This is a genomic window from Streptomyces sp. NPDC021224 (assembly GCF_044332905.1).
GTDB lineage: Bacteria > Actinomycetota > Actinomycetes > Streptomycetales > Streptomycetaceae > Actinacidiphila.
Genome location: NZ_JBIRPW010000029.1, coordinates 38889 through 51190, shown reverse-complemented (window position 1 = coordinate 51190; position 12302 = coordinate 38889). Strand labels below are relative to the sequence as shown.

Annotated in this window: 13 protein-coding genes and 1 rRNA gene; 10 read left to right on the top strand and 4 right to left on the bottom strand. The window is 72.7% G+C overall.

Annotated features, from left to right (window positions below; genetic code table 11):
* A 5S ribosomal RNA gene (rrf, locus tag ACH4PY_RS36560) occupies nucleotides 1-95 on the top strand; the annotation flags it as partial.
* A gap of 93 nt (nucleotides 96-188) precedes the next feature.
* Here rrf and ACH4PY_RS36555 read toward each other — a convergent pair.
* Nucleotides 189-986 carry an NmrA family NAD(P)-binding protein gene (locus ACH4PY_RS36555; RefSeq protein ID WP_398192832.1) on the bottom strand — a complete coding sequence of 266 codons (798 nt, stop codon included), beginning with the start codon at nucleotides 984-986 and terminating at the stop codon, nucleotides 189-191.
* A gap of 161 nt (nucleotides 987-1147) precedes the next feature.
* Between ACH4PY_RS36555 and ACH4PY_RS36550 the strand changes: the two genes are divergently transcribed.
* The 9 genes from ACH4PY_RS36550 to ACH4PY_RS36510 all read left to right on the top strand — a co-directional run bounded on the left by ACH4PY_RS36550 (nucleotide 1148) and on the right by ACH4PY_RS36510 (nucleotide 8730).
* Complete coding sequence (locus ACH4PY_RS36550; protein WP_398192831.1) at nucleotides 1148-1588, top strand: winged helix-turn-helix transcriptional regulator; 441 nt, start codon at nucleotides 1148-1150, stop codon at nucleotides 1586-1588.
* A gap of 77 nt (nucleotides 1589-1665) precedes the next feature.
* Nucleotides 1666-2313 (top strand): HAD family hydrolase, encoded by a 648-nt coding sequence (locus ACH4PY_RS36545; RefSeq protein ID WP_398192830.1) that lies wholly within the window; start codon nucleotides 1666-1668, stop codon nucleotides 2311-2313.
* Between the two features lie 95 nt (nucleotides 2314-2408).
* Complete coding sequence (locus tag ACH4PY_RS36540; RefSeq protein ID WP_398192829.1) at nucleotides 2409-3644, top strand: MFS transporter; 1236 nt, start codon at nucleotides 2409-2411, stop codon at nucleotides 3642-3644.
* A complete protein-coding gene (locus tag ACH4PY_RS36535) occupies nucleotides 3613-4806 on the top strand; it encodes an acetoin utilization protein AcuC (RefSeq protein ID WP_398192828.1) in 1194 nt (397 codons plus the stop codon). Before ACH4PY_RS36540 ends, ACH4PY_RS36535 begins: the two co-directional genes overlap by 32 nt.
* Nucleotides 4807-4915: 109 nt before the next feature.
* A complete protein-coding gene (locus tag ACH4PY_RS36530; RefSeq protein WP_398192827.1) occupies nucleotides 4916-5737 on the top strand; it encodes a phosphatase in 822 nt (273 codons plus the stop codon).
* Between the two features lie 128 nt (nucleotides 5738-5865).
* On the top strand, nucleotides 5866-6078 hold the full coding sequence (locus ACH4PY_RS36525; RefSeq protein ID WP_031524045.1) for a helix-turn-helix domain-containing protein: 213 nt from the start codon (nucleotides 5866-5868) through the stop codon (nucleotides 6076-6078).
* A gap of 136 nt (nucleotides 6079-6214) precedes the next feature.
* Nucleotides 6215-6313, top strand: a complete 99-nt coding sequence (locus tag ACH4PY_RS36520) for a 30S ribosomal protein bS22 (protein WP_003948845.1) — start codon at nucleotides 6215-6217, stop codon at nucleotides 6311-6313.
* A gap of 249 nt (nucleotides 6314-6562) precedes the next feature.
* Complete coding sequence (locus ACH4PY_RS36515; protein ID WP_398192826.1) at nucleotides 6563-7627, top strand: NAD-dependent epimerase/dehydratase family protein; 1065 nt, start codon at nucleotides 6563-6565, stop codon at nucleotides 7625-7627.
* A gap of 50 nt (nucleotides 7628-7677) precedes the next feature.
* Nucleotides 7678-8730: a lysophospholipid acyltransferase family protein gene (locus tag ACH4PY_RS36510; protein WP_398192825.1), complete on the top strand. Its 1053-nt coding sequence runs from the start codon at nucleotides 7678-7680 to the stop codon at nucleotides 8728-8730.
* A gap of 69 nt (nucleotides 8731-8799) precedes the next feature.
* Here the strand turns inward: ACH4PY_RS36510 and ACH4PY_RS36505 are convergent, their stop codons facing one another.
* From ACH4PY_RS36505 to ACH4PY_RS36495, 3 genes are all read right to left on the bottom strand, one after another.
* Nucleotides 8800-10044: a DUF5667 domain-containing protein gene (locus tag ACH4PY_RS36505; RefSeq protein ID WP_398192824.1), complete on the bottom strand. Its 1245-nt coding sequence runs from the start codon at nucleotides 10042-10044 to the stop codon at nucleotides 8800-8802.
* Nucleotides 10045-10237: 193 nt separating this feature from the next.
* On the bottom strand, nucleotides 10238-11041 hold the full coding sequence (locus ACH4PY_RS36500; protein WP_398192823.1) for an ECF subfamily RNA polymerase sigma factor, BldN family: 804 nt from the start codon (nucleotides 11039-11041) through the stop codon (nucleotides 10238-10240).
* Between the two features lie 322 nt (nucleotides 11042-11363).
* Complete coding sequence (locus tag ACH4PY_RS36495; RefSeq protein WP_398192822.1) at nucleotides 11364-12302, bottom strand: HAD family hydrolase; 939 nt, start codon at nucleotides 12300-12302, stop codon at nucleotides 11364-11366.

Genomic DNA, 12302 nt, shown 5'->3' with positions numbered 1-12302 from the left:
AAACGCCCGGTTACATTCCGAACCCGGAAGCTAAGCCTTTCAGCGCCGATGGTACTGCAGGGGGGACCCTGTGGGAGAGTAGGACACCGCCGAACGAATATTGATGAAGCGTCAGCCCCCGTGCTCAGCACGGGGGCTGACGCTTTTCTGCGTTCAGAACCGCGTTCAGGACCTCTGACCGCCCGCCCTCACTTTGCCGCCGCTACGGCGATCGGCAGCGGGTCCTGGGGCTCGCGGCCGAGGAGTTCGGCGAGGTCCGGAGTGGTGTCGGCCAGGAAGCCGTGGCGGACGGCCGACGCGAGGGAGGCCAGCATCGGGGGCTGGAAGGGCAGCAGGTCCGGCGTCTCCAGCAGCCGTCGGCGGTATTCGGCGAGGTCGAGGGTGTGGTGCGGGGCGCCCAGCTCGGCAGCGATCTGGGCCGCCGTGATCGGGGTGCCGACCAGGTCGTAGACGCGGCCCTGGTGGGCGCCGGGGTCCGCGGCGACGACGGCCGCGGCTTCGGCGAGGTCGTCCCGGGCGACCGCGGCCAGGGCGCCGTCACCGAACGGGGACCGCACACCGGCGTCGCCCGCCGGCGTCAGCAGGGCGCCGAACAGCTCGGCGTAGAGGCCGTTGCGGAGGATCGTCCAGGGCAGCCCGCTCGCCTGGAGGAGGCGTTCGGTCGCGCGGTGGGCGAGGGCGAAGCCGAGGTGGTCGCCCGCGGTCGTGAGGCTGGTGTAGACGACGTGGCCGACCCCGTCCCGTACGGCCGCGTCCAGGGCTGCCGTGTGGCGGCGGATCACCACGTCGTCCTCGGCGTAGCCCGCGGAGACCAGGACCAGCGTCGTGACGCCGGAGAGGTCGAGGGTCGAGGGGGTGTCGAAGTCGAGGGGGCGTATGCCCTCGGCCGGGGTGCGGCTGCCGCCGAGGGCCGTCTCGCCGCGGGCGTGCAGGGCGGCACGGGTGGCCCTGCCGAGGTTTCCGTTCGCTCCGGTCACCAGGATCATGATCAGTCGCCGTCTTCCGTCGTCGTTCTGTCGTTCGTTGTTCGTCGTTGTTCGTCGTCGTTCTCGGCGGTCCGTGTGTGTGCGGCGGGCCGCCGTGGTTCTCTTCGGTAACTAGGCTTGATCCTTGATCGGCCGTCCACCGGCCACAAGGAGGCATTTCGATGTCCGTCACGCACACCGCGGTAACCGCCCAGGTCAGCGCGCCGACGGCGCCCGCGGCCCTCGATCCGTGCGGGCTGCCGGAGCATCCCGACTGCGGGATCCGGGACGTCCTGGACCGGATCGGCGACAAGTGGTCGGTGCTGGTGATCGTCGAGCTGGCGGGCGGGCCGCGGCGCTTCCGGGAGCTCCAGCGGGCGATCGACGGCATCTCGCAGCGCATGCTCACCCTGACAGTGCGCAGGCTGGAGCGCGACGGGCTCGTGCTGCGTACCGTCTATCCGACCGTGCCCGCGCAGGTGGACTACCGGCTGACGGAGACCGGCGCGGGGCTCACCCACCTCGTCAAGGCGCTGGCCGACTGGTCGCTGGCCCACCGCGGTGTCATCGCCGAGGCCCGGCACGCGTACGACGACGCCCACCCCGACCACGACATCCACTGAGGCGGGCGGCCGGTGGCCACCAGGTGCAGCCACCCGGGCCGGCCGGCCCGCGTACCGGAGCCGCCTAGAGTGGGTCCGTGCGGTATGAACTGATCATCTTCGACAACGACGGCGTGCTGGTCGACAGCGAGCCGATCTCCAACCGGATCCTCGCGCAGTGCCTCACCGAGGCGGGGTATCCGACGACGACGGAGGAGTCGGTCCGGGACTTCATGGGCGCGGCCATGCACCGTGTGCACGACGTCGTCCGGGAGCGGCACGGCGGGACGTTGCCGGAGGGCTTCGACACGGCCTACCACGGGCGGGTCTTCGCGGCGTTCGAGCAGGAGCTGCGGGCGGTGGACGGGGCCGGGACGGTGCTGGAGAAGCTGGCGGCGGACGGGGTGCCGTACTGCCTGGCGTCGTCGGCGACGCACGAGCGGATCAGGGTCGCGCTGCGGACGACGGGGCTCTACGGGCGCTTCGACGAGCGGCGGCTGTTCTCGGCGCAGGACGTCGGGCGCGGCAAGCCGGAGCCGGACCTCTTCCTGCACGCCGCCCGCACGATGGGTGTGGCGCCGGAGCGGTGCGTGGTGGTCGAGGACAGCGCGCTCGGGGTGCAGGCGGCGCGGGCGGCCGGGATGGACGTCTTCGGCTACACCGCGATGACACCGGCCGCGAAGCTCGCGGACGCCACCGCGCTCTTCGGCGGGATGGCCGAGCTTCCCGCGCTGCTCTCCGGCTGAACCGGGGGCCGCTCCCGCGCCTGGTCAGAGGTGACGCCGGATCGTGACGCCGGACACCTACTCAACCGTAGCTTTCGCGTCTAGCGTGCTCGCTCATGAGCGACGCTAGCGACGTACGCGACGTCCCGCAGCCCGCCCGGCCGCTGCGGCTGGGCCGCGCCGCCCTCGCGGTGAGCTTCTTCGCGCAAGGGGCGCTCTTCGCGCTGCTGGTGACCCGGATCCCGGCGATCCAGGACCGCTACGGGATCAGCGACGGGCTGCTGCCGGTGTTCCTGGCGGCCGTGCCGATCCTGGCGGGCGCGGGCAGCGTCGTGACCGAGCAGCTGGTGCGGCGGGTGCGGCCGAGCGTGGTGCTGCGCTGGGTGCAGCCGGTCGTCGCGCTCGTGCTGGTCGGGCTCGGGGCCGGGGACCGGATGTGGGCGGCCGCGGTGACGCTCGCGCTGTTCGGGGTGTGCGTCGGCGGGCTGGACGCGTCGATGAACATGCTCGGGGTGAGCCTCCAGCGGGCGTACGGGCGCAGCATCATGCTGGGCTTCCACGCCGCCTACAGCCTCGGCGGCATCGTCGGCTCGGTGCTGGCCTGGTCGGGGGCGCACTGGCACATCGCCCTGGTGACCGTCTACGGGCCCTTCACCGCGGTGATGATCCCGCTCACGCTCGCCGCGAGCCGCTGGTACCGCGACGCGGACGACGGGCCCGCCGTCCAGGAGGCCGCCGCGGGGAAGGGCCCGCAGGTCGCGATGCGGGTGCTGCTGCCGCTGTGCCTGGTCATGAGCTTCGCCTACATCGGCGACTCGACCGTCTCCAACTGGAGCGCGAAGTACCTCCAGGACACCCTGCACAGTTCCGAGCAGCTCTCCACCGTCCCCTACGCCGTCTACATGGTCACGACGCTGCTCGGCCGCTCGGTCGGCGACTTCGGGGTGCGGCGGTACGGGGCCGTGCCGGTCGTGCGGCTCGGGACGGTGGTGGCGGTCGCGGGCTTCGCGGTGGTGGCGGTGGCGCCGGGGGCATGGGTCGGCATGCTGGGCTTCACGCTGCTGGGGTTCGGGCTGTGCGTCATCGTGCCGCAGACCTTCGCGGCGGCCGGGCGGATGTTCCCGCACGGGTCGGACGCGGCCATCGCGCGCCTGAACGTCTTCAACTACGTCGGTTTCCTCGTCGGCTCGCCGCTGGTGGGCGCGCTGGGCGACGCGTGGAGCTACCGCGGCGCCATGCTCGTCCCGATGGTGCTGGTCGCGGCGACACTGCACTACGCGCGCTCCTTCGGGGCGGCGGGCGGCGGGTACGGTGTCGGCCATGAGCGGCCGAGCACTGTTGATGTGGGATGAGCGGGTCACCGGCTACGACTTCGGGCCCGGACACCCGATGGACCCGGTGCGGCTGACGCTCACCCGGGGCCTGGTGCGGGCGGTGGGGCTGGACCGGGCGCTGACGGTGGTGGCGGCGCCGCCCGCCGGGGAGTCGACGCTCGCGCTCGTGCACGACGGGGACTACATGGCCGCGGTGATGCGCGCGGGCGAGGACCCGGACGCGGTGCGGGCCTCCTTCGCCGCTTTCGCCGCGTACGGGCTGGGCACCACGGACAATCCCGTCTTCCCGCGGATGCACGAGGTCTCGGCGCTGATCGCGGGCCAGTCGGTCGCGGCGGCGGAGGCGGTGTGGCGCGGCGAGGCGGCGCACGCGGTGAACTTCACCGGCGGGCTGCACCACGCGATGCCGGGCGCGGCCGCCGGTTTCTGCGTCTACAACGACGCGGCGCTCGCGGTGGCGCGGCTGCTGGAGCTGGGCGCGGAGCGGGTCGCATACGTCGATGTGGACGTCCACCACGGGGACGGGGTGCAGGCGGCCTTCTGGGACGACCCGCGGGTCCTGACGGTGTCGCTGCACGAGCACCCGCGCACGCTCTTCCCGCACACCAGCGGCTGGGCGGAGGAGACGGGCGGCCCGGACGCGGAGGGCGGCGCGGTCAACGTGGCGCTGCCCGCGGGCACGGGTGACGCGGGCTGGCTGCGGGCCTTCCACGCGGTGGTGCCCGAACTGCTGGCCGCCTTCCGGCCGCAGGTGCTGGTCACCCAGCACGGGGCGGACACCCACGTCGAGGACCCGCTGGCGCATCTGGCGGTGACGGTGGACGCGCAGCGGGCGGTGGCCGAGGCCTGCCACGCGCTGGCGCACGAGCACGCGGGCGGGCGCTGGGTGGCGCTGGGCGGCGGCGGGTACGCGGTCACCGACGTGGTGCCGCGCACCTGGACGCACCTGGTGGCGATCGCCGCGGGGGAGCCGCTGGCACCGGCCACGGAGGTGCCTCAGGAGTGGCGGCACGAGGTGTACGCGCGCACCCGGCAGCCCGCGCCGCTGCGCATGACGGACGGGGGCGAGCCGCGCTGGACGGGCTTCGCGGAGGCCGGGTACGACCCGGCGGACCGGCTGGACCAGGCCATCCTGGCGACCCGGCGGGCCGTCTTCCCGCTGCACGGCCTGCTGCCGTAGCGGGGTGCCGGGGTGCAGGGACGCCGCCGGACGGACCGGACGGGTTTCCGGCGGGTGAATTCGGCCGGTTCGGGGTGCCGCCCCGCGGACGGGCCGGGACGATCATGGCGTGGTGAGTGTGGGCGCGCTGCGCGCGCATCTGGAGGCGACGGGCCTGGCCGGCAAGGTCGGGACGCCGCGTGAGAAGAGCCTGGCGAGCTACCGGCTGTTCGCCGCCCGGGATCCGCGGCTGACGCTGGGCCTTGACCCGCAAGGGGAGTGGGACGTACCGGAGTTGCTGCGGCTGATGGCCGACCGGTGCGGGGTGTCGGCGGATCCCGCGCACACCTCGGGTCAGGAGGCGATCGACCCGGACTGCACGGTCGCGGCGCTGGACGCGTTCGCGGAGCGCCTCGCACGGGCGGCCCGTGACCGTATTCCGATCCTTCTGGGCACAGGACATCCACACCGCCTCCTCGGTTTCTACGCATCTCTGGCGGCCGCTCTCTCGGCGGCGGGATGTGTCGTCCTCACCCCTGCGTATGGTCCGGGAGTGGACATGCGCACGCAGTTCGGCGTACGCCGTCACCTCCTGCGCTACGTCGGAGGGGTCGCCGTCGTCCGTCCCGTGGCCACGGAGGGTGACGGTGCGCCGGTCGAGCCGGGTGCGCACACCCACTCGCCGCTGCCGGTCAGAGCGGCGCTCGCGGCGGCCGCCGAAGACGGCGGAATGCTGCCCGGACTCGTGGTCGGAGATCACGGATTCGTGTGCGGCGCAGGTCAGTTGGGGGTTGAAGCCATCGGGCTGGCGGACTGCGACGACCCCGCCGTTTTCGTCGCCGAGGCGGAGGGCAGCGTATCGGTGGCGGTGCCGGTGGACGACGCCGTAAGGTCCGATTACTACCGGCCATTGACGCGCTACGTGCTCAAACGGGCCTGGCTGTCACAGTAGTCATCCATAGGCAACTCCTCTTCCCCACATACCTCATGCGCCCCTAATCTGGTGGGGAGCGCACATGCCGCTTTGAGTCGCCGGAGGGGAAGCCGGTGCCCGGCGTGTGCGGAAGGTTCAGGTGTGACATGGCTACTACTGAAACGCGCCCTCTGAACGAGGTCGTCTTTCTCACCGTCGCCGAAGTTGCGGCGGTGATGCGGGTCTCGAAGATGACGGTGTACCGCCTGGTGCACAGCGGTCATCTGCCGGCGATTCGCGTGGGCCGCTCGTTCCGGGTTCCGGAGCAGGCTGTCCACGAGTACCTCCGGGAGTCGTACGTGGGGGTGGAATCTGCCTGAGAACGCCCCGGCGGGCAGATGACGGCTTGGATCGGGCCTCGTTTATGCCCCTCCGCTCGGGGCGGGTAGGCTAGGCCGACGAAGGTCGTGTGGGCTCGGACGCCCCGCACCGAGTGAAACCGAAGCGAGGGTAGTCGTGGGCTCAGTCATCAAGAAGCGGCGCAAGCGTATGGCCAAGAAGAAGCACCGCAAGCTGCTCAAGCGGACGCGTGTCCAGCGCCGCAACAAGAAGTAGCAGCCGTCCCCGCCCACGGCGGGGATGAGCGCGGGCGACCTTCCGGCCCTGCGGCCGCCGTCCCGCTTCCTGCCCTCCTCCACCGCCTCCGGGCGGCGGGGGAGGGCAGTGCGCTGTCCGGGACCGGACGGCGCCGGGGAACGGGCGGGGAACGGGCCCGGGTCGCGGCTGTGACGGGTCTGTGTCGGGGCGGGCGGTGTCCGGGCGCAGGGGATACGGTGCGAGTGTTCCCCCGAGGAGGCGCTGAGCGTGAGCGAGGGCAGAGTGGGCGGCGGCGTGGTGCTGGTCACCGGCGCGGCGCGGCAGCTGGGCGGGCGCTTCGTCCGCCGTATCCAGCGCGATCCGGCGGTGGCCCGGGTCGTCGCCGTCGACGCGGTGCCGCCCGAGCACGACCTCGGCGGCGCGGAGTTCGTCCGGGCCGACATCCGGCAGCCGATGATCGCCAGGGTGCTGGCCCAGCACGGCGTCGACACCGTCGTGCACCTGGACGTGACCGGCACCCCGCTGGGCTCCGGCGGCCGCACGCAGGTCAAGGAGACCAACGTCATCGGCACGATGCAGCTGCTCGGCGCGTGCCAGAAGGCGCCCACGGTACGGCGGCTGGTGGTGAAGTCGACCACGAGCGTCTACGGTTCCGCGCCGCGCGACCCGGCGGTCTTCCGCGAGACGACCCCGGTCAAGTCGCTGCCCAGCGGCGGCTTCGCGAAGGACGCGGTCGAGGTCGAGGGCTACGTCCGCGGTTTCGCGCGGCGCCGCCCGGACGTCGCGGTCGCGGTGCTGCGCTTCGCGAACATCCTCGGGCCGACCGCCGACACCCCGCTCGCGGAGTTCTTCAAGCTGCCGGTGCTGCCGACCGTCTTCGGCTACGACCCGCGGCTGCAGTTCGTGCACGAGGACGACGTCGTCGACGTCCTCGTGCTGGCCTCCCGCGAGGCCCGCCGCGGCACGCTCAACAGCGGCACGTTCAACATCGCCGGGGACGGGGTGCTGCTGCTGTCGCAGACCGCCCGGCGGCTCGGCAAGCCCACCGTGCCGGTGCTGCTGCCCGCCGTCACATGGATCGGGCAGCTGCTGCGCACCGTCTCGGTCACCGACTTCTCGCCCGAGCAGATCCGGCTGCTCACGCACGGGCGGGTCGTCGACACCCGCGAGATGCGCGAGACGCTCGGCTTCACCCCGACCTACACCACCGCCGAGGCCTTCCACGACTTCGCCCGCGCCCACGGCCCCGGGCTGCTGCCCCCGCAGCTGCTGGCCGCAGGCGTGGACCGGCTCGCGGCGGCGGTCCCGGGCGGGACGGGGGACACGCGATGAGCGAGAGCGCGCCGAGGGGTGCTTCAGGTTCGGCGGAAGGAGCAGGGGCCGTGGGCGACGCGAAGGTGATCCCGTTCGACGAGGGGGCGCGCGGCCGCCGCGCCGCCGCCCGCCGGGAGGCGGGTTCCGCCGCGGGCGGCGAGGGCGCACCGGGCATCCCCGCGCAGGCCGCGGGCGGACGTACCGGCCCGGAGGCGGCGCAGGAGCCGCCCGCGGCCCCGGGCGGCGGGCTGTTCGGCGCGGTGGCCGGACGGCTGCTGGGCGACGACTGGGACCGCAGGGTCGCCTCCGGCCTGGCCTTCCTGCGCCGCCGGGTGACGGGCGACTACGAGGTCGACGAGTTCGGGTACGACGCCGAGCTGACCGACCAGGTCCTGATGTCGGTGCTGCGGCCGCTGTACGAGTCGTACTTCCGCGTCGAGGTCCGCGGCATCGAGAACATCCCCGCCGAGGGCGGCGCGCTCGTCGTCTCCAACCACTCCGGCACGCTGCCGCTGGACGCCCTCATGACCCAGGTCGCCGTGCACGACCACCACCCGGCCAAACGGCATCTGCGGCTGCTCGCCGCCGACCTGGTCTTCATGCTCCCGCTGGTCAACGAGCTGGCCCGGAAGGCCGGCCACACGCTGGCCTGCGCGGAGGACGCGGAGATCCTGCTGGAGCGGGGCGAGGTCGTCGGGGTCATGCCGGAGGGCTTCAAGGGCATCGGCAAACCCTTCGCCGACCGCTACAAGCTCCAGCGCTTCGGACGCGGCGGGTTCGTCGCGACCGCCCTCAAGACGGGGGTGCCGATCGTGCCGTGCTCGGTGGTGGGCGCGGAGGAGACGTACCCGATGCTCGGCAACGCGAAGACCGTTGCCCGGCTGCTGGGCCTGCCCTACTTCCCGCTGACCCCGACGTTCCCGTGGCTCGGTCCCGCGGGTGTCGTGCCGCTGCCCACGAAGTGGGTCATCCAGTTCGGCGAGCCGATCCCCACGGACGGCTACCCGGCGGAGGCGGCGGAGGACCCGATGCTCGTGTTCAACCTGACGGACCAGGTACGCGAAACGATTCAGCACACCTTGTACGAGCTGCTCGTGCAGCGCCGGTCCGTGTTCTTCTGAGGCCGAGCGCCCCGCGCGGGGCAACCGTCAGGGGCGCGTGGGAGGTGCCCCACGCGCCCCTGTGCGGCGCTACTCGTCGTCCTCCGACGCGCCCAGGCCCAGGCCGGGCAGCAGGCCCGGGAGGAGCGGGGGCAGGGTCACGGAGTGGTCCGTGGACGGCGGGGACGTCGGGGTGGCCGGGGCGGTGAGGCCCGGGAGCGGCCCCAGCGGGTTCGTGCCGCCGATGAGGCCCTGGGCGGGCGCCGTCGCGGACGGCGACGGGGTGGCCCCGGGCGTACCGTCCGCGCCGGGCGTCGCGCTGGACGACGCCGAGGGCGGGGCGGACGCGCTGCCGGTCGAACCGCCGCCCGTACCGCCGGAGCCGGAGCCGTGCGACTCCCGCTTCTTCGGCTGGGGCAGCAGCCCCTGGAGCGGCGCGACCTCCTGGTCTATGGCGTCGAAGACCGAGGAGACCTGGTCGGAGACGTCGGTGAGCTGGCTGGGCAGCTTGCCGCGCAGCTCCGTCCAGCCCTGGCGGTGGGCCTCCGTGAAGTTGTTGAGCGTCTCGATCGGCTGGAGGTCGCCGTCGTGCCGGTAGGCCTGGCTGAGCAGCTTGTGGCCCTCGGTGGCCTCCTGGTGCATGCCCGACAGGGCCTTGCGCACCTCGGCCACCGACTCGTCGTCGAGCTGCCCGCCCCGCCCGCGGTCCATGAGGCGGCGGGCCTCCTGGAGCCGGGTGGAGGCCATGTCGAGGTAGATCTTGCCGCGCGAGGCGTCGCCGCTGGCCATGTCGAGCTTGAGATCTTCCATGCCGCGCTTGAGCGGGTAGAGCGTGTCGCCGGGCAGCGCGTTGGTGCTGGCCGCGGCGACCCCGCCGAAGGCGCCCGCGGCGACGCTGACGGTGAGCCCGCCGACCGCGAGCCGCCGGGACAGCTTGCTGCCGGGGGTGAGCCGGCGCAGCCCGCTCCTGCCGCTCCGGCCGCCGTCGCGCTGCTCGGGCACCCGGGCGGTGACCGGGAAGCTGCCGTCGGCGAGGGCCTGCTCCATGGCGGCGATGAGCTGGGCGCGCTGCACGGTCTTGCGCTCGGGGTCGAGCGTGGGCCGCGGCTGCTCGGCCAGCGCCGTGGCGAGGGCCAGCAGGGTGTTCTGCTCGGGGTCGGCGTGCCGGGCCGCCGCGTGGCTGCCGTGGGCGGCGCCGGACGTACCGGGCCGACGGCCTGCCGCGGTGCCGTCCTGGGCTGCCGCGGCGCCTTCGCGCTCTTCAAGGGCCTCGCGGTCCTCAAGCGCCTGGGCGAAGGCGTTCGCCCGGCGGTGTGCCGTTGCCTGTCCGATCACGCGCGGCACCTCCTCTCGTCATCCACACTCGACTCCCCGCACCGCCCGGGGGTTGCGCGGCCCCTCGGCCATGCACCCGAACGGGTGAAAAGCGAGGGGTGCGGGGCGGTGCGCGGGTGTCCGCATGGGAAGCAACGAGCACCGCGCCAGTTGGGTTACGCAGGTGTGATGATCGTGCGGTGGCACCGGGGCCTCACCTCGCGTCATCCGGGAGGAGTCTGGCCAGCGTGCGGACGGCGCGGTATTGCAGCGTCTTGATCGCGCCCTCGTTCTTTCCCATGACCCGGGCCGTCTCGGCGACCGAAAGCCCTTGCAGGAAGCGCAGTGTCACGCATTCCTGCTGCTGCGGGTTGAGTTTGCGCACCGCGGTCAGCAGCGCCTCGTTGGACAGCGACTCCAGGACCGAATCCTCGGGACTTCGTTCGACCTCGTTCGCGTCGAGCATTTCGCCGGTGGTCACTTCGAGACGGAAACGGCTCGACTTGAAGTGATCGGCGACCAGATTGCGCGCGATGGTGACCAGCCACGCGCCGAAGTCGCGTCCCTGCCAGGTGAAGGTGCCGATACGGCGCAGGGCGCGCAGAAAGGTCTCGCTGGTCAGGTCCTCGGCCGTCGCCTTGGAGCCCACCCGGTAGTAGATGTAGCGGTAGACCGTGTCGCTGTAGTGGTCGTAGAGGCGGCCGAAGGCCTCGGTCTCGCCGTCCTGCGCGCGTTCGACCAGGTCCATCATGCGGCCCGAGTCGGTGTCGGCGGCGGGGCGGCGCGGCTGGGCGCCCGGGGCGGCGGCGTGGGTACCGGCGGATCCCGAACTGTTGCGGGTGCGTCTGCCTGCGGCTGTGCTGACTTCGGCCAGCGCGTACGCGGGCCCGGGGACGGTGGGACCTGACGTGGCGAGGGCGGGCACGGCGTGCGCGGGGACGGCGTGCACAAGGTGCCGGAGCACCATGGCGCGCAGCGCAGCCAGGCCGGAGGTGTCAACCCCGTCGTGTGGGTACACGGGACTCCCAGAGGCAGAACTTCCATCACGTGCAGTACGGGACCGTTCACCCGTCGTGGCGACGTGTGGGTACCGGATTGCGTCTGAGGAGAATAACGCTTCGTACAGGAGACGCTACACCGAGTTGCGCAAATCGTCGTTTGCGCCATTTCCTGTGCGGATTGATGATCGACCAATTATCGAACAGGTGGCTGTTGTTGACCACTTGGGTTCGTGAACAGCTCGCGCAGAGGCCGTGATGTGACCGTGTGCGCGCCGTGCGCGGGGCGTACACCCGCCCGCCGGACGGGGCCGTACGATGCCGGGCCGCCCGCCGGCGCGGCTACTTGTGCCGCCGGCTGATCGCGACCGCCGCCGCCGTACCGCCCGCGAGCGCGCCCAGACCGGCCGCCGCCGGGATCCCGATACGGGCCGCCTTGCGCCCCGTGCGGTAGTCGCGCAGCCGCCAGCCCTCCGCGCGGGCGTGCTTGCGCAGCCGGCTGTCGGGGTTGATCGCGTACGGGTGTCCGACGAGCGACAGTATGGGGATGTCGTTGTGCGAGTCGCTGTACGCCGCGCACGCCGACAGGTCCAGATCCTCGCTCATCGCCAGCGCCCGCACCGCCTCGGCCTTCGCGGGCCCGTGCAGCGGCTCGCCGACCAGCCGCCCGGTGTACACGCCGTCCACCGACTCCGCGACCGTGCCCAGCGCGCCGGTCAGGCCCAGCCGGCGGGCGATGATCGTCGCCGTCTCCACCGGCGCGGCCGTCACCAGCCACACCCGCTGCCCGGCGTCCAGGTGCGCCTGCGCGAGGGCGCGCGTCCCCGGCCAGATCTTGCCGGCCATGTACTCGTCGTAGATCTCCTCGCCGATCGCCATCAGCTCCTCGACGCGGTGCCCCTTGACGATCGACAGCGCGCTGTCCCGCGCGTCCTGCATGTGCTCGGGGTCCTCGGAGCCGGCCATCCGGAAGTACGCCTGCTGCCACGCGAACCGCAGCAGATCCTGCGTGTCGAAGAAATGCCGTTTGTACAGCCCGCGGCCGAAGTGGAAGAGCGCGGCGCCCTGCATCACGGTGTTGTCGAGGTCGAAGAACGCGGCGGCCCGCGGATCCCCGGCGACCGGGAAGCAAACCTCCTCCGTCCTGTCCGCCTCTTGCGGAGCGGTGTCCTCCGGCCGGGGCGTCGTCGCGAGCGCCGCCTCCGCGGCAGCCTCGCCGGCCTGCACACTCCGCTGCGTGGCGGACTGTCTGCGGGGGGTGAGCCATCGGGGAGCGGCCAT

Bases quoted from the DNA above. Each gene is read 5' to 3' on its own strand.
- ACH4PY_RS36555 (WP_398192832.1), bottom strand. From the start codon at position 986: ATGATCCTGGTGACCGGAGCGAACGGAAACCTCGGCAGGGCCACCCGT.
- ACH4PY_RS36550 (WP_398192831.1), top strand. From the start codon at position 1,148: ATGTCCGTCACGCACACCGCGGTAACCGCCCAGGTCAGCGCGCCGACG.
- ACH4PY_RS36540 (WP_398192829.1), top strand. From the start codon at position 2,409: ATGAGCGACGCTAGCGACGTACGCGACGTCCCGCAGCCCGCCCGGCCG.
- ACH4PY_RS36535 (WP_398192828.1), top strand. From the start codon at position 3,613: ATGAGCGGCCGAGCACTGTTGATGTGGGATGAGCGGGTCACCGGCTAC.
- ACH4PY_RS36525 (WP_031524045.1), top strand. From the start codon at position 5,866: ATGGCTACTACTGAAACGCGCCCTCTGAACGAGGTCGTCTTTCTCACC.
- ACH4PY_RS36495 (WP_398192822.1), bottom strand. From the start codon at position 12,302: ATGGCCGCTCCCCGATGGCTCACCCCCCGCAGACAGTCCGCCACGCAG.